A 22,556-nucleotide genomic window follows, 5' to 3' on the forward strand; every position below is an offset into this window, starting at 1 on the left:
ATTACGGATTTTTGTTAAATACCCTAATTATCAATACTGAAAACTAGATTTTTTAACTTTATTTTAGTAGTTCACTAATTGCGTGTGTGTGTGTGCGTGTTGCAAACGAATATTTACCCTTTTTCTTTGAGATAAAAGTTTTTCAATTTGATTAATAAAATAAATTTTAGTCCTGCTTAGGATAACCAAAAAGTTTCAATAAAAGCAAAGGAGGGTTAAAACATAACCCTCCTTTGCTTTTATTGAAAAAAAAACTACTTAATCTTCAGTATAAATATTTGATGGCCAATCGGTTCCATCTGTTCTTGTAAATCTTACGGTTCCTGTTTCATCATAAGCATCAGAATATTGGTATGTGAAAGCTATATCCATAGAAGCTCCATTTAAATTTGAAATGCTCCATTTTTCTTGATAACTTCCTTGAACATAAGTTAAGCCATCTAAAAAGTCATAATAAACCTTTCCTTTCCCTCCATATTTGTAATCCCATAAAAGATTACTCATGCTATAAACACCTTCTCCATCATGTGTGATATTAACAGTACCTGTTTTTCCTAACCAAACACCTCCGTAAGTAATTGCACCTCCACTTAATTCAATCCACTCAAATTCAAAAGTACCCTCAAATAATGGTGGCGCAAAGTCTTCAACTCTAACTTTCATGGCATATCTATTACTTTCTCTAATAGATTCTCTTGAGTCTAATGTAGATCCATCTTTAGCAGTAATAACATAGTAAAGTAAAAAAATATCGCCTTCTCTTGCCAAAGTGCTAGACCTATCCTTCTGAAAATCATTTTCATATACCCCATAGGCTTCATCAGCTCCTAAAGAAAAAGTAAAAGCGCCAGATTCTGGGATTTCTGCAGAACCAATCATTTTACCATCGGTATTAAATGGTGTTGAATAGTTATAACCATCTTTTTCTTCTACAGTAATGTAGAAATCTACTTTTGAAAAGTCTTTAGCCGGGTTTTTTGACTTTAACCTCATATTTATCTCTACTTCATCATTCCCCCAATATTCTTGTTTTGTTTGTAAATCATAATACCAAATGAAAGTTTCTTTATCCTCTACAGGTTCAAAAACTAACTTAGTATCTAGTTGCCAAATTGATTCTGAATTTATTGTATCATCATCGTTATCACTACAAGAATTAAATAATAAAATGGCGCCGAAAAATAAAAAGCATCTTAAGATCAATGTTTTTTTCATAATTTGAATTGTTAGTTAATATTAAATTGTTCTGTGGTTATTTATAATCTTTACGTATTATTTACAAAAACCCCTACGTGATTTTTATTTTTTTAACATGGAATCTAAAAATGCTACTATTTAGATACTTAAATCATCAAATAGGTTAATTAATTTGTGATCTGATGGTCTTGGTGCATTAGCTGAAACAATATTGCCAGAAGGGTCTATTAGAATGAACCTAGGAATTCCTTTTATTAAATACCCCTTAACAAACTCTGAACTCCAACTTTTATCTGAAAATAATTGAATGCCTCCTAGGTCTTTATCGTCAACCATTTTTTTCCACTTTTTATAGTCTCCTTGTCTATCTACAGAAATACTAATAAACTCAATGTTTTTTCCGTGGTAATTTTTTTCAATTTTCTTTAATGATGGGATCTCAGCCATGCATGGTCCGCACCATGTTGCCCACACATCTATGTACACGTATTTACCTTTTAAATCATCTAAAGATGTTGTTCCTCCAGCATGATTTTCATAATCAACAAACTTTGGTGAAGAGCTCCCTTTTGATAAAAGTTTTAACTGATTATAAATCTTAGTAATTGAGTCTTTTGCAACCCTATCTGTAGACGCATTGTTAAAAGCTTTATAAAAACCATCTAAATCACTTGTATAAGTGATATTACCTGAACTATTTCTTAATAGCAATTGGTTCTTTATTTCTTGATTGTCTACATTTTTGGAAATAAAATCAATTAAACCCAAGTAATAATCTGCGCTCTCATCTTTAATTGTACTTTTATATGTATCTCTCAAGTCAGTCTCAACAATAACTCTATAGAGTCCAGACCTATTGAACTCATCAACATTAAATTTATCTAAAGTGTTCAATTCTAAAAAAAATGAATCAGAAGGCTTAAAGGATTCATTTTTTATAAAACGTCCTCTTGCAACAGGGTATTTTTGCAAATCATAAATGAATTCATAATCAATATTAAACATCTGTTCTTTGATAAACTCAGCACCCAAGTCTTTAGCTTCATTTAACAAGACTTTTTTCTTATTTTTATATGCAGTTATATATTGTTTAAAACCAACCTCATCTCTGTTATATTTTTCTTCATAATTTGAATTCTCTTCATTTGATATCTTGGCTAGTTCAACTTTAATATTTTTTTCTTCAGAACCTACGCCTTCAAAGCTTAATGTATTAAAAAAATCATTTCCATCTAGAGTCATTTTAACATGATCGCCCTGATTAACAGGTAGCCAAATATTCTTGTTTTTATATAAAAAAAGGAACTCTCCGTTTTGTATTTGAATGGTATCATTAAAGCTACCATGCTCATCTATTTTTAAAGTATGAGATTTTATTTGTTTATAAGATTTTATTACGAAACTTTTTGATGTATCATAATTGGCTATTGTTCCTTGTACTATAGCATAATCGATAGGTTTTTCATTTACGTTACAATTAAACATTACCCCTAAAGCTACTAGTAATAGCATGTACCTTATCTTCATATTTATTTTTATATGTTTAATGAATTAAATAATTCAATTAACTTTTTATCTGAAGGTCTTGGAGCAGAATACTTCACAATATTGCCATTAGGATCTAATAAAATAAAATGTGGAATTCCTTTAATTTGATAATCTTGAACGAATTGAGATTTCCATGCATTATCTGCTAACACTTGAACACCACCTAATTCTTTATCCTTAATCATCTTTTTCCATTTATCATGATCTTTTATCTTATCTATTGATAAACTTAAAAACTCAATATTTTTATCATGATACTGCTTTTCAACCTTCTTTAAAGAAGGTATTTCAGCTTTACAAGGTCCACACCATGTTGCCCAAACATCAACATAAACATATTTACCTTTCAAATCATCTAATGAAGTAGTACCACCAGCATTATTTATATAATTAACAAACTTTGGCGACGGCTCACCAACCGCAAGAACTTTTACTTTTTCATATAACTCGGTAAGGGCTTTTTTATCATCTTCATTTGTTGAAGTCTCCATAAAAAGGGTATAATATTGCCCCATATTATCAGAGTATTTAATTTCCTCTATTTGCTCAGATAACAAAGCATCCCTTATAATCTCATTGGGAATTTCTTTAACTGATTTAATAAATGACACACCAAAATCCTGAGAACTTGAGTTCGCTAACTCAATACTCTTAGACTTATAATAACTTTGCACCAAATATTGATAATAAATAGAATTTAAGTAGTCTTCTTCATTGTGATAATCAAATCCATCTAATTCAGCTAAAAAAGACTCTGGCACTTTAAAGTCTGGCTGTTTTGTATAAAATGAATGACTAGACTCGTAGTTATTTAAATGATACAAATAATTATAATGAATATTCTTTTTTTCAACATTAAAAAAAGCTTTATCTAACCCCTTATAGCTTGAAGCAATATGCGTAACTTCTTCTTCAATTTTTTTACATTTAGCCTTAAAATCTTCTGGTTGTAATTGATAAAAAGATTTTCTATCCCCCATTATATTTGCAACCGCATTCTCTTTTTTAGTAAGATAATTACTGCTCTCATTCCCTTTTCCTGTAATTGAAAGACTGTTTTTAAAATCTTTAGAATTATAATTCAGTATAATATGATCTCCAGCAGATAGGTATAAATCACTATAGTTTCTACCTTCACTAAAGTGGAAAATACCAGGTAAATAATTAATAGTATCAATAAAAGTTCCTTCCCTATCAACTGCAATCGTTTTATTAAATTTATAGTCAGAACTCATTAATCGAATTGCAGATATTTCTGTATTCAAAATTTTTCCGGAAATGATTGCGTAATCAACTTCCGCCTCTTTTTTACAAGATATTATTGAAATAATAGATAAAAATAAAATTACTTTTTTCATATTGATAAGTTTTCTAGTTTAATAGTTATATGTTTTAAATACGCTGAACTTTTTATTTACCCTTAGCCTTGTATTTTTTTTAACATAAAATTATAATTTCACAAAATAGCTTATCCTATATAGTTGATATAAAACTAAAACACTTCTACATAAAACACTTTAAGTAGTTTGTTGTTAACCCTCAAACATAAACACTATCGGATTTAACATAAATAAATGAAAGAAAATAACATTCACTTTTAAATAGCATGTTGTTCATATACCAGAAATAAACTCTAACATTTTAGATAACATGGGGTTTCTATTATTCTTACTCCAAACGGCAGATAATATTGTTCGTTGTGAGATATCTTTAAGTTCAATAAATTTAACATGCTCATTAATTCCTGTTCTTAAAGAACTTGGCACAATTGAAATTCCAAAATCATGCTCTACTAATTTGTATATGGATGAGGAATGAATGGTTCTGTGAGAAACATTTGGTGTAAAGCCACTTTCTTTAAAAATCTCCATTATTTTTTGATAATAACTAGGGCTATAAGACTTATCAAACATAATGAAATTCTCGTCCTGTAATTGTTTTAAACCTGTGAAATTTTGTTCACTTAAATGATGTTTCAATGGCAGTACTAAGGAAAATGTATCTTCTAAAATTGGTTGAATATTCAATTCATTTGGTATAGTCTCAATTCTTACAAAACCTATATCAATTTCTTTCATTTGAAGTGCAGAAATTTGATTTAGGTTATCCATTTCTTGAAACCTGAAATGAATATTTGGATGCTTGTTTCTGAGTTTCACTAATAGCTCGGGTATAATGTTTTCCATCGCAGATCCTATATAACCAAAGTTTAGATTTCCATCAATACCGTCATTGATACGTTTTGCTTGATTTAAAATATCATCTAAGGCATTTAAGTTTACTTTCAACTCTTTTTTTAAATATTCTCCCGCTTTGGTTAAAGAAACATTTCTATTATCACGATCAAAAAGAATAACCCCCATACTTTCTTCCATTTGTCTTATTTGCCTACTTAATCCTGGCTGAGAAATAAACAACTTATCTGCAGCTTTTCTAAAATGCAATTCATCTGCTACAGCTAAAAAATAAATTAAATGACGATATTCTAATTGATTACTCATAGTTATTAATTGTTAACTAAAACAGTCTTATTTTGCATCAAATATAATGGTAAATTTGTAACAAATCTTTATCTACCATGTTCAAATACGGAATCGACACTTTGACTGTCGAAAAAATCTTAAAAATTTCAAAAGGAAAATTAAAAGCTATTTTAACTCCAAATGCTATAGAAAAAGTTAACCAATGTAGGTTAAAAGTAGAAAAAATGGCCACTGGAAAAAAAGCTATTTACGGAATAAATACAGGGTTTGGTCCATTATGTGACGTACAAATCACACCCGAAGAAACCAATTTATTGCAAAAAAACTTATTAATCACTCATGCCGTTGGAGTTGGCAAACCTATTGATAAAGAATTATCTAAAATAATGATGATTTGTAAAGTTCATGCATTATGCCAAGGGTTTTCGGGAGTTCGATTGGAATTAATAGAAAGAATTATATTTTTTATAGAAAATGATTTATTACCTGTAGTTCCAGAACAAGGTTCAGTAGGAGCGTCTGGAGATTTAGCACCTCTGTCTCATCTTTTCTTGCCACTTATAGGAGAAGGCGAATTTTGGATAGACAACCAAATTCAACCCGCTTTAACAATATTAACAAAACATAATCTGAAACCTATCACGCTTCAAGCCAAAGAAGGACTAGGATTAATTAACGGTACTCAATTTATTCTAGCCCATACTATTATAGGTTTGAAAAAAATGGAATACCTTTTAGATTTAGCAGATGTTTGTGGAGCAATGAGCATTGAGGGTTATCAAGGTAGTTCTTCTCCATTTAGAGACGAGCTTCACCGTATAAGACCTTTTCAAGGAACGATTGAGGTAGCTGAAAGAATGACCATGCTTCTTTATAAATCTCAAAATGTGGATTCACATGAAAATTGTGAACGCGTGCAAGACCCTTATTCAATGCGATGTATTCCACAAGTACATGGCGCTTCTAGAAATGCCTATTATCATTTAAAAGAATTGGCAGAAATAGAAATGAATTCTGTCACAGACAACCCTATTGTTTTAAGTGATACTGAAGCGATTTCTGGAGGGAATTTTCATGGACAACCGTTAGCTATGGCTTTAGATTATTGCTCAATTGCAGCTTCAGAATTAGGAAACATTTCAGACCGCAGATGTTATTTATTACTAGAAGGCAAATACGGGCTACCTAGGCTACTAACTACAGGAGGCGGATTAAATTCTGGTTTTATGATACCTCAATACACAACAGCTGCCCTAGTTACAGAAAACAAATCACTATGTTTTCCGCCATCAGCAGACAGTATCCCAACATCGCTAGGTCAAGAAGACCATGTTTCTATGGGGAGTATTTCTAGTAGAAAATTCAATCAAATCTTAGGGAATCTAGAAAAAATACTTGCTATAGAGTTAATGTATGGTGCTCAGGCATTAGAATTTAGAAGACCAAATACATTCTCTGATATTATTGAAGAAAATCATAGAATTATTAGAACTAAAATTCCAAAATTAGAAGACGATCGCATTCTAAAAGATGACATTAATGCTATAATAGAGTTAGTTAACAATCAAGTTTTCAACTTAAAATAACTAAAGAGATGACTTTTAAAGAACAAATTTTACAGGGTATTCCTTCTAGTTTACCCACAAAAAAAATCTATCCAGAAAATGCTAATAGAGCGCCAAAGAGAAAAGATGTTTTATCTATTGAAGAGAAACAATTAGCCATTAGAAATGCTCTTCGTTACTTTCCAAAAAAATGGCATCAAGAATTGGCAATTGAATTTGCTCAGGAGTTAAAAGAGTATGGGAGAATTTACATGTATCGATTCAAGCCAGATTATGATATTTATGCGCGGTCAATTTCAGAATACCCTTCAAAATCATCTCAAACAGCTGCAATCATGCTAATGATTCAAAATAATTTAAATCCTGCTGTTGCGCAACACCCAGAAGAATTAATAACATATGGAGGAAACGGTGCAGTTTTTCAAAACTGGGCTCAATACTTATTAGTCATGCAATATTTAGCAACCATGACAGATGAACAAACCTTACATATCTATTCTGGTCATCCAATGGGGTTATTTCCTTCTTCAAAAAATGCACCAAGAGTTATTGTCTCCAATGGCATGATGATTCCTAATTATTCAAAACCCGATGATTGGGAAAAGTTTAATGCTCTAGGAGTTACTCAATACGGACAAATGACTGCCGGATCATTCATGTATATTGGCCCTCAAGGCATAGTGCATGGCACTACTATCACTGTAATGAATGCTTTTAGAAAAGTACTTAAAAAAGACGAAAAACCAGCTGGAAAAATATTTCTAACGGCAGGATTAGGAGGCATGAGTGGAGCTCAACCAAAAGCAGGAAATATTGCAGGGTGTATTACCATTTGTGCCGAAGTTAACCCGAAAGCAGCCATAAAAAGACACGAACAAGGCTGGGTAGATGTACTTATTAATAAAATTGATGACCTGGTCATGCGTGTGAAAAAAGCACAATTGAATAACGAAGTTGTTTCCATTGCTTATATAGGAAATGTTGTAGATGTTTGGGAGCGCTTTGATTCAGAAAATATATTTATTCATTTAGGCTCAGACCAAACCTCCTTACATATCCCATGGACAGGAGGCTATTACCCGGTTGATATTTCGTATGATGAATCCAATCGATTAATTCGGGAAGAGCCAGAAATTTTCAAACAAAGAGTTCAAGAAACCTTGAGACGTCATGCTGAAGCAATAAATAAACATGTAGCAAAAGGAACCTATTTTTTCGATTATGGAAATGCGTTTTTATTAGAAGCCTCAAGAGCTGGTGCAGATGTAATGGCTAAAAATGGTATAGATTTTAAATACCCATCATATGTTCAAGATATTTTAGGACCTATGTGTTTTGATTACGGCTTTGGGCCTTTTAGATGGGTCTGTGCCTCAGGAAATTCAAATGATTTAGATACCACCGATGCAATTGCTGCTTCTGTTTTACAAGAAATTATGGAAAACTCACCTGAGGAAATCAAACTTCAAATGCAAGATAATATCACTTGGATCAAAGATGCAAAAAAAAATAAAATGGTTGTTGGGTCTCAAGCTCGTATTTTATATGCAGATGCAGAGGGTAGATCTAAAATTGCAGAAGCTTTTAATAATGCCATTGCATCAGGTAAAATTGGTCCTGTTGTATTAGGAAGGGACCATCATGATGTTAGCGGCACAGATTCTCCTTATAGAGAAACTTCTAATATTTATGATGGTAGTAAATTCACGGCAGACATGGCCATTCATAATGTTATAGGAGACAGTTTTAGAGGCGCTACCTGGGTGTCTATCCACAATGGCGGAGGTGTTGGTTGGGGTGAGGTCATAAATGGAGGTTTTGGTATGTTACTAGACGGAACTAAAGAAGCCGAATCTCGCTTAAAAAGCATGCTTTTCTATGATGTAAATAATGGAATTGCACGTAGAAGTTGGGCAAGAAACAATGAGGCTATTTTCGCTATAAAAAGAGAAATGAAAAGATCTCCAAATTTAAAAATAACTTTACCTAACTTAGTAGAAGACAACCTTTTAAACAACTTGTTTTAATGACCACTTTATTTAAAAACATCAAAGAATTAGTTCAAGTTCGTAATACCCCTGTTTCTTATGTGTCAGGCTCAGAGATGAAAACCTTACCTACAATCAAAAATGCTTTTTTAATTGTTAAAGACGGATTGATTTCAGACTTTGGAACCATGAATAACTGTCCAACTTTAAAATTTGATAACACTATTGATGCTTCAGGGAAACTAATTTTACCTGCATGGTGTGACTCCCACACTCATATTGTTTATGCCGGAAATCGTGAAGGCGAATTTGTTGATAGAATACATGGATTGTCTTATGAAGATATAGCTAAAAATGGTGGTGGCATACTAAACTCTGCAAAAAAACTACAAAAAATTTCTGAAGAAAATTTATATAAACAAAGCAAGGTTAGACTTGAAGAGGTCATAAAATTAGGCACAGGTGCTATTGAAATAAAATCTGGCTACGGATTAACGGTTGATGCCGAACTAAAAATGCTTAGAGTTATTAAGCGCTTAAAAGAAAGTTATCCTGTAAAAATCAAATCAACTCTTTTAGCCGCACATGCATTACCAAACGCATATAAAAATAATAAAATAGGGTTTTTACAATTATTAATTGATGAATTGATTCCTAAAACAGCTAAAGAAAATTTAGCCGAATTTATTGATGTTTTTTGTGAAACCGGGTACTTTTCAGTTGAAGATACAGAGCTTATTTTAAAAGCTGGTAAAGCACATGGTCTCTTACCAAAAATTCATGTGAACCAATTCACAGCTATTGATGGCATACAAGCTGGTTTAAAGTACAACGCCTTATCGGTAGACCATCTTGAAGAAATGAGAAAGGAAGATATTATGGATTTAAAAAACACTGCAACTATGCCTGTAGCATTGCCAAGTTGCTCCTATTTTTTAAGCATTCCTTACACCCCTGCTAGAAAAATTATAGATGCCGGCTTACCACTTGCCCTTGCATCAGATTACAATCCTGGGTCTACACCATCTGGAAATATGAATTTTGTTATTTCTACAGCCTGTATAAAAATGAAAATGACTCCTGAAGAAGCTATCAATGCAGCTACGATCAACGGTGCTTATGCTATGGGACTTGAAAAAGAAGTTGGTTCTATATCCATTGGTAAAAAAGCAAATCTTATTTTAACAAAAAAAATAAGTTCTTATGCTTTTATACCATATTCATTTGGGAACAACCAAATAGAAACAGTATTTATAAACGGTAACCCTTTCAATTAAATAATCATGAAAGACCCTTTTAAAATTTATAAAGCCAAAGGACAAAAAGTTCCTATTATACTAAGTATTCCACATGCAGGAACCAAATTCCCAAAAGAACTAAAAAACAAGTTCGACAAAAGAATGCGGCAACAGGTTGATGATACCGACTGGTATGTTGACCAATTGTATCAATTTGTTCAAAACATGGGTATTACCATTATAAAAGCAAAATATAGCAGATGGGTTATTGACTTAAACCGAGACCCACAAAGTGAAGCTTTGTATAATGATGGAAGAATTATCACAGGGTTAACACCAACTACAGATTTTTTTGGAAATAACATTTACCGTAAAGAAAAATTTGTTCCAAATACTATTGAAATAAATAGACGTCTAGAAAACTACTATTGGCCATATTACAAAAAAATTGAGGAATTACTAAAAGAACGAAAATCTGAATTTGGAAACGTATTACTCTGGGATGCACATTCAATTCGAGAATTTGTTCCAACTATAAGAAAAGAAAAATTTCCCGATTTAATTTTAGGAAATAATAATCATGTTACTGCACACCCTAAACTAACCACTTCAGCAATTGAAGGTCTTAAATCTGGTAGTTATCAAGTTAGTATAAACACACCATTTAAAGGCGGGCATATTACTAGGTATTTTGGAAAACCAGAAAACAATATTCATGCACTACAATTAGAGATGAATAAGATACTGTATATGGATAACCGAGAATTAAATTTTGACGAAAAACGTGCTATCCAAATGCGAGACGTGTTAAAAAACACTTTAGAAGGGGTTATAAAAACCATCTATAATTTATAACTAAAACATCAATGAAATCATTTTTATTTAAAGGACTTTTAACTCGTCATGGATGGGAAGAAAATACAAAAATTACCATTGACAATGATGGTATAATTACTGCCATTCATCATGATTCTCAAAATGATAATTCAGAATTTATTAATGGCTTTGCTATTCCTGGTTTTCAGAACGCCCATTCTCATTCTTTTCAATATGCCATGGCTGGTTTGGCTGAAAGACATGAAGGAACTGGAGTTCCAGATGATTTTTGGTCTTGGAGAGATGCCATGTATAAGTTGGCTCTATCTGTAAATCCAGATCAATTTGAAACTATTGCCACAATGCTTTATGCTGAAATGGCAAGACATGGCTATACTCAGGTTGCAGAATTTCATTATGTACATCATGATAAAAATGGTAAGAAGTATAATGATCTTGCCGAAATGGGAAATCGACTAGTCTCAGCTGCAAAAAAAGTGGGCATCAAAATCACACTAGTTCCTATATTTTACCAAAAAGGAGGTTTTGGTGAAAATCCTACAAAAGCACAACGCAGATTTATATCTTCAACCTTTGATGAATATCAAAAACTATATGATGCCAGTGAGCAGGCAACAAAAAATTATCATGGTGCCAATATAGCTACTGGAATTCACTCTATGCGAGGCGTTGAACCAGAACTTATAAAACGAATCGCTACTGATTTTCCACAAAATGTTCCTTTTCATATTCATATTGCTGAGCAATTAAAAGAAATAGAAGACTCTAAAACCTACTTAAATAAACGCCCTGTAGAATGGATGTTAGATAATATAGAAATGACTGAGAGGTTTCATTTAGTTCACGCTACTCATTTAAATGACCGAGAAATTAAAGGAATTGCAAAATCAGGGGCCAATGTTGTTTTATGCCCATCAACAGAAGGTAATTTGGGTGATGGCATTTTCCCTTTAAAAGAATTTCAGGAATATGGAGGACATTGGAGCATAGGAACCGATTCACATATTAGCTTAAATCCATTAGAAGAATTACGTATTCTTGATTATGGTCAAAGATTAACATCTCATAAGCGCAATATATTCTATAATCCAAAACAAGTAGATAGTGGTTTATTTAGTATTGATATGACTCTAAAATCAGGAAGAAAAGCAATGAATAACTATAATACTAACTATTTCAGGATAGGCGCACCACTAGATGCCGTAGTATATGATGCAGAATCTCCGCTTTTAGCCTGTACATCACTTAAAAATATTGCTTCTACTCTTATTTATAGTTCTGATGTATCTATGCAATTAGGAACCTTAGTTGATGGTAAATGGATAACCAAGAAAGAAGGATATTTCTTAAAAAAAGAAGTACAACGTGATTTTATAAATACCATGAAGAATTTAGAATTGAGGTAGAAGGCTGAAATTTTTCTAATAAACCTTTTTAATGATTGTCCCTTTTAGAAAGTAAGTTAAGTAAAACGCTAAAATATTATACCAAAATAAAAAGCAAGATCCATTGAACGAAAAGAGTCTAAGATTCCTCTTCATTTTTTGTATAGATAGGAGAGACTCTAACTCCTAAACATTGCTGTATTAGACCCTATGTTTAATTTTTCTAGCAAATCCACCACATCCGCACATTATTGAAAATAAGATAATCAATTATTTCATTTTAATCACTAATTCATAATAAAACAAATACTCCTAAGTAGAAGAAAAATATCGAAACTCTGCACTTATTCTGTACTGGATAAAATAAAAAAGCCTCTCAATTTCTTGAAAGGCTTGATTTTTATATCTTGTTGCCTCTATACGTAATAATATTATTATTAGTCGCTCTATTAAGTCTTCAACCAGACACATAGCTATTAAATGTGTGGAATTATTACAATTTACTTTTTCCAACAGGTTCTTTTTATACGTACGCACGGTATAAGGGTTTCACACCTCTCTTTCAAATAAACTAAAGCATTTAGAACCTCAAAATTTTACTATATTGCAGCCAAATTTCGCCTAGCTCTGTGCAAAAAAAGTGTGCAAACACCTGAAAACCAAATAAAAAAAATGCTTGAAATAGATAGTTTATTAGAATTCGAAAACTGGATAAACACTGGGGCTAAAACACCTCTAGCCTTACAAGAACTGAATTTACTTGCTTATGATGCCAAGATATTCGAACACACGTTTAAAGATTCTATGTTTTTAGGTTGTGAATTAAGCAATGAAGCCGCAGGACATATTGTTAAAACAGGTGGTATGGTCATTTCCAACAGAAAAGACCAGCCTTTTAAAATGCACAAAGCCAGATTATATTCTGTAGAAGAATTGTTTAAAGGTTTTGATATCAATAGCGAAGGTGGTTATAAAGACACTTTCGATTATAAAGTTTATAAAGATTATGTAGAAAACGGCATGGAAACCCCAGCTTCCATTCATACCAGTTTAGCCCGAAGACTCCACGACCACAGCATCACCGATGCCCTTTACGAACTTATTGAAGGCAAAAAAGTAGTAGCCATTATGGGCGGACATGCCATGGAGCGTCAAGACCCTTATTACTTAGAAATAGCAAAAATATCAAGAACGCTTACGCGGAAGGGCTTTTTGATGGTCAGCGGAGGCGGTCCAGGTGCTATGGAAGCGACCCATTTAGGGGCTTACTTTGCCTGTAGAACTGAAGCGGAATTAATAGAAGCTGTTGACACCTTTAAAACACGTTTACCTGATGCCATATCTGGTAAGGAATATGATGATAAAGATTGGCTGCATCGTGCTTGGAAGATAAAAACCCAATACCCTATTCTGCCCGGTAAAGAAGAAGCTTCCATGAGTATTGGTATCCCAACTTGGTTGTACGGTCATGAGCCACCAGCACCTTTTGCTACTCATATTGCGAAATATTTTGCTAATAGTGTTCGTGAAGATGGCCTGTTAACCATTGCCAAATACGGAGTGATTTTTGCCCCAGGAAGCGCTGGAACCACTCAGGAAATTTTTCAGGAAGTCACCCAAAACCATTACGCACCTTATAACACCCATACCATAAAAAAACATGTGTCACCCATGATTCTTTTCGGAGTTAAGACCTGGACGGAAGAAAGACCTCTTTGGGATTTCATGAAACACACTTCGGAAGGTAGACCTTACGGCGAATTGCTAAACCTTACAGAAGATGCTTCAGAAATTATTAATTACATTGTAAACTACGACCCCGAAGCTTATGCCTTTCCGAAGTAAAAATGGCAATGTTTCTATTTTTTTATTGCATTCAAAAATTTAACTACAAAAAAAAGCAATTATTACTTATATTTGTAGTGTTATGACTTTTATATCAAAAAACATCAAACATTTGAGAGGACTAAAAAAGCTTTCTCAAGAAGCCTTTGCAGAAGAGCTAAAGGTAAACCGTTCACGTATTGGGTCTTATGAAGAAGGTCGTTCAGCACCAACAATTGAGTTTCTTATCCAACTGTCTGATTTCTTCAAAATCCCTATTGATATCTTACTCAGAAAAGACCTTACCAAAGCCAAAGACTTTTCGTTTATAGAACTGAATAATCAGCGGGTACTATTTCCTATTACGGTCGATAGTGACAATGAAGACCTGATTGAAGTAGTTCCAGTAAAAGCTTCGGCAGGTTATTTGGCCGGATATGACGACCCCGAATTCATTGAGCAATTGCAAAAAATCAAGCTGCCTTTTTTACCGACTGGAAAGCACCGTGCCTTCCCCATCAAAGGAGAATCTATGCTTCCGCTAAAAGACGGCTCCTATGTTATTGGACGTTTTGTTGAAAGCAGAAGCGAAATAAAAACAGGCCGAACTTACGTGCTTGTTACCGCCAACGACGGCATAGTCTATAAGCGTGTGATGAACAACATCGATTTTAACGACTCTTTGCTATTAATGTCCGATAATAAATTCTACCACGATTATAGTGTCCCAATTGGTGAGGTTTTAGAGCTCTGGGAATACGTTTGCAGCATCAACACGCAAGAATACAGTGAAGAAGAATTAAAACTGAGTAGTATTGCCACCATGCTTACCGAATTAGGTGTTGAACTAAAGGCTTTGGAGAAGTTAGTTAATTGATGCTAGTTGTTGGTTTTTGGAGACTTACGCTTACACTAATTTTCAGATATGGTGTAAGCATTAACCTGTGAAATGGATGCCTAATTATTTTCTCAGTGCAACTCGGCGTTATCCTCTGTGAAACCCCGTATAATAAATGCAGAAAAACCTCAGCTAACCTCTGAGGAACAGAAACAGCAAAAACAAAAGCATTACCCCTAGTTCTGAAGTCTGATCGAGCCTACCTATCGGCAGACAGACACAGCCGACACTTTTATTCAATACAATAAACCAAACTTCTCGACTCCGCTCGAAGACCGAAAACGAACAGCTCTAGAGATGGTGATTGAGCGGAGTCGAGAACCTGTCTTCTTTATAATAAAATCCAAATATTTATTTCAAAATCAACTAATTACTTCATAGAAATCGAAGACCGTTACGAAACAGCAATTTTACTGGTGTTCGAGCGGAGTCGAGAACCATCATACCCCAAAGAAAAGCATGAATTCACCAACATTCCGTTGTCAAAAAACTCGATTTCTACTACGCTCAATCTGACACACTACTCAAATTCAATATATACTATTTAAGTCTTTGCTGCGCTCTGTGAAATAGCCCCTAGATTTTCCAATAATAAATTATTTACAATGACTTCTACATATTTATTGAAATTATAAGTAAATTGAATCATTAAAAATTAATCCAACTGAAATCACAACTATGAAATGGAAAGGTAGAAGACAAAGCTCAAATGTTGAAGACCGAAGAGGTCAAGGAGGTGATAATAGTCGCGGCATTGGCGGTTTTAGCCCTATGCTTCTCGGCCCGCTAATCAAGCTCTTATTTTCAAAAACAGGTTTAATAATTGTTGGTATCTTTCTTATAGGATCCTTTCTTACCGGCAACAACCCTTTAAATATTATCAGCCAGTTTTTTGGTGGCGGACAAATTCAAACCGAAAACGCTTCCCATTACCAAGGCACTGAAAAAGAAAATGAATTAGCACAATTTAGCGCTACCATCTTAGCAAATACTGAAGATGTTTGGAATGCTCAATTAGAGAATTACCGCAACCCTACCCTAGTGCTTTTTACCGGTTCGGTGTCTTCGGCCTGTGGCTCAGCATCTAGTGCTACGGGCCCTTTTTATTGTCCGGGAGACGAAAAACTATACTTAGACCTCAGCTTTTTTAGCGATATGGAGCGCCAATTAAATGCGCCAGGAGATTTTGCTCAGGCCTACGTTATTGCCCATGAAGTTGGTCATCACATTCAAAAGATCATGGGTATTACAGAAAAAATAGATCGCTTACGCGGAACCATGAGTAAAACCGAATACAATAAATACTCCGTACGACTAGAACTTCAAGCCGATTTCTTAGCGGGTGTTTGGGCACACCACTCACAGGAAATGACTCAAATGATGGAAGCTGGCGATTTAGAAGAAGCCTTAAACGCGGCCAACGCCATTGGTGACGACCGCTTACAAAAAAATGCTTCGGGACGTGTAGTACCAGATTCATTCACACACGGTACTTCTGCTCAACGTATGCGTTGGTTTAAAAAAGGATTCGAAACAGGTGATCTTTCTCAAGGCGATACCTTTAATGCTAACCCGCTATAAATATTTAATAACCTTTAGGAATTTAATTAACGTATCACACTATTAAAATAGCATACAAAAACCATATTCAATTTAGTACAAACAAAACCACTGTAATTGCGCTTATAATGGTTTTGTTTTTTATATGTTATTTTATGAATCCTTTAAATTTACAACTAAATAAATAGCTTATCATGAAAATTGAGACCGCATTTTAAGCTTAATACTAATAAATCATCTATATATCTACTTAAAGACTTCCTACAAACTTGGTAAAAAGATAAATAACCAATAGCCTTGCGGCTTTATTACAATCAACCTAATAGACTCACACAACCTAACGGAATAAGTAACGAAAAAAAGCAAACAAATAAAGCAGAAATTAAGGCGACAAGACCGAATTTTTAAGTACATTATTTACAACGAAACCTTAATTGATTTTAGAGAACAATTTTGGTCTTTTCTAGGGGCATTTATAGGCATTGCACTCATTGGTTTTTTGCAATCTTCCTATTTATTAGAACTTGAAAACATCCTTTTAATCGGCTCATTTGGCGCAGCAAGCGTCCTGATTTTTGGTGCCGTTCAAAGTCCGTTAGCCCAACCAAGAAATCTTATTGGTGGCCAACTCATTTCTGCATTTATAGGGGTTACCGTTTTTAAACTAATACCCGATGTGATTTGGATTAACGCCCCTTTAGCAGAGGCGACTTCCATTATTGCCATGCAAATAACCAAAACATTGCACCCACCGGGAGGTGCTACAGCACTTATTGCGGTTATTGGCACCGAAAAAATAAGAGCACTAGGTTATTTTTACGTTATTTCTCCTGTGCTTGCAGGAACTTTAATATTGTTTATTACAGCACTTATTTTTAACAATCTGACTAAACATAGACAATACCCAACCAACGGAAAACTTACTAGGGTATTTAAAAGTAGAGGGTTAAAGAGTAAACGTTTAAGAAAATCACTGGCCTTTTTTTTAGGTTAATATTTATTTTAGCTCCCATAGGCCCCTTCAGGTTTAAAAAATACTGAAAAGGCTTTTTTTTATTAAAACATAATAGCTCCACGTCTAAGCTTCTGGATTTTCCTCCTTAATTTATTCAGACTTTTACTATCTTAGTTCTGTATTTTCACATTTTTTTAAGATTTGTGTCGTACCGCTTTTATTAAATAGGCATCTTTGTAATCTAGAATGCATTGTTTTATACCAGAATCAAATTAACCAACCTAAAACCAATGAAAAAACATAACAAACTCTCTGAATTAGCCTCTACAGCCATTTGTGGAAATGACATCAGTTCATCCGTTTTATATGTTTCGGCATTAGCCATCGCCTTTGCGGGGCAGTATGCCTGGATTACTCTGCTAATTGTTTCACTTGTGCTTTTTTTATTCCGAAAAATATACGGTGAAGTAGTTGGAGCATTACCTTTAAATGGTGGTGCTTATAACGCCTTATTAAATACAACTAGCAAATCAGTGGCCTCTTTTGCGGCTACACTGACTTTACTTTCATACATGGCCACAGCCGTAATTTCAGCTAATGAAGCCATACATTATCTGCATCATTTAATTCCGTCTATCCCTATCATTATCGCGACTATCGTTTTACTTTGTATGTTTGGTGCATTAACGATTGGCGGGGTTTCAGAATCAGCTAAAGTAGCCATTGGTATCTTCTTGTTTCACTTAGGATCATTTCTGTTACTAACTGGCTTTATTGTATTTTTCTTGATAAGCAATGGTTTTGATCTCTTTTTTCAAAACTGGGAAATGCCCACGACTGGAGGAAGCATCACTAATGCGATTTTTCTAGGTTTTGCCGCTTCAATGCTTGGGGTTTCTGGTTTTGAAAGTTCGGCAAACTTTGTTGAAGAACAACAAAAAGGCGTATTCCCTAAAACCTTAAGAAACATGTGGGTTGTAGTTAGTGTGATTAACCCACTAACAGCCATTTTTGCTTTAGCTTTATTTACTTTACCTGTTTTGCAAAGTCCTGAATACCAAAACACACTTTTAATAGAAATGGCGTCTTACGCTGGCGGAGATTGGCTAGCCATCATAATTGGAATTGATGCCTTTTTAGTATTAAGTGGTGCCGTTTTAACAAGTTTTGTTGGTGTTTCTGGTTTATTAGAGCGTATGGCCTTAGATCGTATTTTACCTCAATTCTTTTTGAAGAAAAATAAAAAAGGAAGCTCTTACCGCATTATTTTAGTGTTTTTAGCTCTAACCATTTCGGTATTACTCATCACCAATGGTAATGTTAAATTACTAGCTGGGGTATATACGATTTCCTTTTTATCGGTTATGACACTTTTTGGTATAGGAAACATTCTTTTAAAAGTAAAAAGAAACCGCTTGCCAAGACCGGAAAAAGCAAGCTGGGGCGCTATCATTTTTGCTATAATAGCGGTTTTAGTGGCTTTGATTGGTAATATTATTATGCAACCCTCTGAAGGGGTTCCTAGTAATCTCACCGTGTTTTTAGAGTATTTCATACCATCCATACTGTTTATTTTGGTGATGTTAAATCGCACCATTTTATTGAAATTCTTATTGAAACTGATTCACTCGGTATTTGATCCATTTAGAAATTTTGTATTTAAAATGGATAAAAAAATCCTTAGGATTGTTCACGATATTAATTCACAAGAGTTCGTTTATTTTACTAAAAATGATGATGTGGCGACCTTAAATAAAGTGATGCTATACATACAAAAGAATGAACATACAAAAAACCTAAAAGTGGTTACAGCTCTTAAAAATGGTAATGCTGTTACTAACGAACTGCGTAATGATATAGATGTTATTGACCGTGAATACCCAAAAATTAAAGTTGAATTCATAGAATTGGATGACACTTTCGGACCAGAACTTATCAATAAGCTTTCTAAAGCATGGAAAATACCAATTAACTTTATGTTTATTGCCTCTCCTGGAGATCATTTCCCTTATAAAGTAGAAGACTTGGGTGGTGTGCGCTTAATTATTTAATTTACTAAATACTTTTCTTAAAAACAAAGCAAGTTCTCGACTGGGCTCGAATGCCGTTACTAAACATCAATTAACCGGTGTTCGAACGGAGTCGAGAACTTATCTCAACGACTACTTTCCTTATATATTTCACCAATCTGAATTCGGGTAATTGCATTGAAATTTTGAATTCAAGACTTTGTTATTCTAAAATTTCCCTTTAGAATAACGAACTGGTCTCGGCTACGCCTATCTGTCAATAGGCAGACGCGAATACCATTTTCATTCATATTCTAATTATTTGATAGCTTATCTGTTTCATGAAATTCTGAAATCGAAGATTCAACACAATTAATCGCGTTCAGAATTCGGACATGGCATGTCGCCATAAAACCTCTAAACCTAACGTAAATTTGTAGTGTAATTATAAAAGATTACATTTTTTCATATAGTTAGTTTAGTTTGGTTTTTAAAGATTAATAGAGCTGCTGTAGGTGTGGTTACCCACAGCGGTTTAATCTTTTCCTAATGCACACTAGTTAAAATTCAAAGTCGCCCAAGTAAATCATTATATATAGTAAAACCCTGTGGAAATTCATTTTCCACAGGGTTTTCGTTTTTTTAGAGATCATGTTAAGTTCTCGAGGTAGTCGGATTCTGAAATGATATTTCAGAATTACGAACTACGCCAAACACGCTTTTATTAGCTCTACCATTTTTGAAGCACGGGCTTTCACCTCTTCTTCGGTCCATGAGAGTTTAATTAAGCACGATATATTTCTAGCGATGTAGTGATCTGATTTTTCAAAAGTTTTAGTTTCTAGATATTTCAATCCGTTTTTAACTTCAGCTGAAATAGGAAATAAAGACTTCATATCTTTTAAATGCTCCCATTTTCTAATGTAGTGCCAATTGTTATTGAAATAATGAAAACATGCATCTACCCCATTTTCTTTAAATGCTGAAGACACTTTTGTGGCGATTTCTAAATCTGGTAAAAAGAAGCTTAAAAAAGCATAACTTTCTTCTCCTCCTTCTGGAACGGTTCTAAAGGTTACTTCTGGAATTTCAGAAAGGGCTTCTTTGATGATGTTGAAATTCTTTTTTTGAATGGCTATAAATTCTGGAAGACGTCTTACTTGTGCTAAACCTACAGCGGCGTGTAGTTCTGAAATTCTGAAGTTATAACCTAAAAACGGATGTGTTTCGGCGCCTCTATCATTCCCCACGTGGTCGTGACCATGATCGCTATAATGATCGGCATTGGTGTAGTAATCTTCATTATTGGTCACTACTGCTCCGCCCTCGCCACTAGTTATAGTTTTTACAAAATCGAATGAGAAACACCCTAAATCACCTATGCTACCTAGGGGTTTTCCGTTGTATGTACCACCAATAGCTTGGCATGCATCTTCAACTAAAAGTAAATTATTGCTTTTACAAATATCTAGTAAAGCGGACATATTAGCCATACCCCCACACATTTGAACCACCATTACGGCTTTGGTTTTTGGTGTAATGGCTGCTTTTACAGCTTCGGGATCAAGCCCTAAAGTATCGTCGATATCTACCAGTACCGGAATGGCACCTAACATCATGATGGCCTCAAAACTAGCCACAAATGTAAAACACGGCATGATCACTTCATCACCGGCGCCTACGCCTGCAGATGCCAAGGCCACTGAAACGGCTGCTGTTCCACTAGAAACTAGCTGCACGTGATTGGCTTGAAAGGTGTTTTGTAATGCGGTTTCTAGTTCTTTTGATTTCCAATGGCCGTTACGCATGCCATCGAAACCATAGCGCATGAGCACGCCATTGTCTAAAACATCATTGACTTCTTTACGTTCTAAATCTCCAAATAATTCAAATCCTGGCATATCAATTTTTTTACTTTAATGTTGTTTTTTAGTAAAGCTGTGCGTTAGGGATTGTAGCGGCATCCTTTTTTGCCATGAAAAGCAAAAAAGATATAGCGGAAAGCCCGACCCTTGTGGTAACGCCCAAACCTTTTATATTTCTATAACGCCCTCGTTTATGGGACGTCTTACTTTTTTTAATTCGGAAAACATATCGTCGGCCGCGCGATACCCTAAAGGTAATAGCAACACCGATTTTAAGCCTTGTTTGTCGAGCTCTAAAATACGGTCGTATTCTTGGGGTAAAAATCCTTCCATGGGGCAAGAGTCGATACCTTCCATGGCACAGACTGTCATTAAGTTACCCAAGGCGATATAGGCTTGATTGGTAGACCATTGTTGGCGTTGAGCTACCGATTTTTTTGCCATCATGTTGACCAGGTCCTCACGGTACGGCTTTAAAATGGTTTCTGAAGTTTTACGAATGCCTTTGATATTTTTATAATAATTATCAATATCGGTCGTACTAATATCGCTTTGTACACAAATAACTAATAAATGTGAAGCGTCTACCACCTGTTTTTGATTGAACGCCGCTTTTAATAGCGACTGACGGACGGTTTTATCTTCAACAATCACTAACTTAATGGTTTGCAAACCAAAGGATGTTGCCGTAAGGTTGAAAGCTTGTTTGACCACATTTAATTTTTCTGCGGAAAGCTTTTTTGTAACATCAAATTTTTTGGTTGCATAACGCCATTGTAGTTGCTTAATCGTATCCATTATTAGGTTTTGAATTTGGGCAAAAATAAGCTATGCAGTTTGTATTTTACTACAATATGCTCAAAAATTAGGTTTGAAAATGGGCTCGAAAAAAAAAATTAAAAAAAATTGATTTTTGTTTGACAGAATTGAAAAAGGTTTCTATATTTGCACCCGCATTCAGGGAATACCTGATGAGGCACTCAGGAGAAATGGCAGAGTGGTCGAATGCGGCAGTCTTGAAAACTGTTGAGGGTCACACCTCCGGGGGTTCGAATCCCTCTTTCTCCGCTGAGTTTTTTTTAAACTCCCTTTAAAACCTTGCAAAACATTGTTCTGCAAGGTTTTTTCATTTTCAAATGTTTCACTTTTTTTTAGATTTGTTTCGGATCATTCCTAAAAGTTGTGTTTATGCAAAAATTGTAGT

At 34.2% G+C, this 22,556-nt stretch carries 16 protein-coding genes and 1 tRNA gene; 11 read left to right on the top strand and 6 right to left on the bottom strand.

The genetic code is table 11. The features are described 5' to 3' along the window. Positions 1-258 precede the first annotated feature (258 nt). The 4 genes from F6U93_RS07615 to F6U93_RS07630 all read right to left on the bottom strand — a co-directional run bounded on the left by F6U93_RS07615 (position 259) and on the right by F6U93_RS07630 (position 5,246). Complete coding sequence (locus F6U93_RS07615) at positions 259-1,215, bottom strand: hypothetical protein (protein ID WP_150938456.1); 957 nt, start codon at positions 1,213-1,215, stop codon at positions 259-261. Between the two features lie 120 nt (positions 1,216-1,335). Then, positions 1,336-2,724, bottom strand: coding sequence for a TlpA family protein disulfide reductase (locus F6U93_RS07620; protein ID WP_150938458.1), 1,389 nt, complete (start codon positions 2,722-2,724; stop codon positions 1,336-1,338). Positions 2,725-2,732: 8 nt separating this feature from the next. Continuing rightward, complete coding sequence (locus F6U93_RS07625; protein ID WP_150938460.1) at positions 2,733-4,103, bottom strand: TlpA family protein disulfide reductase; 1,371 nt, start codon at positions 4,101-4,103, stop codon at positions 2,733-2,735. 255 nt (positions 4,104-4,358) lie between these two features. Continuing rightward, on the bottom strand, positions 4,359-5,246 hold the full coding sequence (locus F6U93_RS07630) for a LysR family transcriptional regulator (RefSeq protein ID WP_150938462.1): 888 nt from the start codon (positions 5,244-5,246) through the stop codon (positions 4,359-4,361). 77 nt (positions 5,247-5,323) lie between these two features. On the opposite strand from F6U93_RS07630, the gene hutH reads away from it, so the two are divergent. From hutH to F6U93_RS07680, 10 genes are all read left to right on the top strand, one after another. Continuing rightward, a complete protein-coding gene (gene hutH / locus F6U93_RS07635) occupies positions 5,324-6,814 on the top strand; it encodes a histidine ammonia-lyase (RefSeq protein WP_150938464.1) in 1,491 nt (496 codons plus the stop codon). Positions 6,815-6,822: 8 nt separating this feature from the next. Continuing rightward, complete coding sequence (locus F6U93_RS07640; RefSeq protein ID WP_150938466.1) at positions 6,823-8,820, top strand: urocanate hydratase; 1,998 nt, start codon at positions 6,823-6,825, stop codon at positions 8,818-8,820. Continuing rightward, entirely contained in the window at positions 8,820-10,058 is a 1,239-nt protein-coding gene (gene hutI / locus F6U93_RS07645; protein WP_150938468.1) for an imidazolonepropionase, read from the top strand. The genes F6U93_RS07640 and hutI overlap by 1 nt, the downstream gene beginning before the upstream one ends. 6 nt (positions 10,059-10,064) lie before the next feature. Continuing rightward, entirely contained in the window at positions 10,065-10,874 is an 810-nt protein-coding gene (locus F6U93_RS07650) for an N-formylglutamate amidohydrolase (RefSeq protein WP_150938470.1), read from the top strand. Positions 10,875-10,885: 11 nt separating this feature from the next. Next, positions 10,886-12,262: a formimidoylglutamate deiminase gene (gene hutF / locus F6U93_RS07655; protein ID WP_150938472.1), complete on the top strand. Its 1,377-nt coding sequence runs from the start codon at positions 10,886-10,888 to the stop codon at positions 12,260-12,262. Positions 12,263-12,913: 651 nt separating this feature from the next. Then, positions 12,914-14,086, top strand: coding sequence for an LOG family protein (locus F6U93_RS07660; RefSeq protein WP_150938474.1), 1,173 nt, complete (start codon positions 12,914-12,916; stop codon positions 14,084-14,086). Positions 14,087-14,168: 82 nt separating this feature from the next. After that, positions 14,169-14,942, top strand: coding sequence for an XRE family transcriptional regulator (locus F6U93_RS07665; protein ID WP_150938478.1), 774 nt, complete (start codon positions 14,169-14,171; stop codon positions 14,940-14,942). A gap of 699 nt (positions 14,943-15,641) precedes the next feature. Next, positions 15,642-16,544 carry a KPN_02809 family neutral zinc metallopeptidase gene (gene ypfJ / locus F6U93_RS07670; protein WP_150938481.1) on the top strand — a complete coding sequence of 301 codons (903 nt, stop codon included), beginning with the start codon at positions 15,642-15,644 and terminating at the stop codon, positions 16,542-16,544. A 394-nt stretch (positions 16,545-16,938) separates the two neighbouring features. Next, on the top strand, positions 16,939-17,517 hold the full coding sequence (locus F6U93_RS07675; RefSeq protein WP_449421229.1) for an HPP family protein: 579 nt from the start codon (positions 16,939-16,941) through the stop codon (positions 17,515-17,517). 251 nt (positions 17,518-17,768) lie between these two features. Continuing rightward, entirely contained in the window at positions 17,769-19,529 is a 1,761-nt protein-coding gene (locus tag F6U93_RS07680; RefSeq protein WP_150938485.1) for an APC family permease, read from the top strand. Positions 19,530-20,191: 662 nt separating this feature from the next. Here F6U93_RS07680 and F6U93_RS07685 read toward each other — a convergent pair. Both F6U93_RS07685 and F6U93_RS07690 read right to left on the bottom strand, forming a co-directional pair. Then, positions 20,192-21,388 (bottom strand): DegT/DnrJ/EryC1/StrS family aminotransferase, encoded by a 1,197-nt coding sequence (locus F6U93_RS07685; RefSeq protein WP_150938487.1) that lies wholly within the window; start codon positions 21,386-21,388, stop codon positions 20,192-20,194. A gap of 132 nt (positions 21,389-21,520) precedes the next feature. Next, positions 21,521-22,150 (bottom strand): NAD(P)H-dependent oxidoreductase, encoded by a 630-nt coding sequence (locus F6U93_RS07690; protein ID WP_150938489.1) that lies wholly within the window; start codon positions 22,148-22,150, stop codon positions 21,521-21,523. Between the two features lie 185 nt (positions 22,151-22,335). On the opposite strand from F6U93_RS07690, the gene F6U93_RS07695 reads away from it, so the two are divergent. Beyond that, positions 22,336-22,420: transfer RNA gene (locus F6U93_RS07695), tRNA-Ser, on the top strand. Positions 22,421-22,556: the final 136 nt, after the last annotated feature.

It is taken from the genome of Pseudotamlana haliotis, assembly GCF_008806375.1.
Lineage (GTDB): Bacteria > Bacteroidota > Bacteroidia > Flavobacteriales > Flavobacteriaceae > Pseudotamlana > Pseudotamlana haliotis.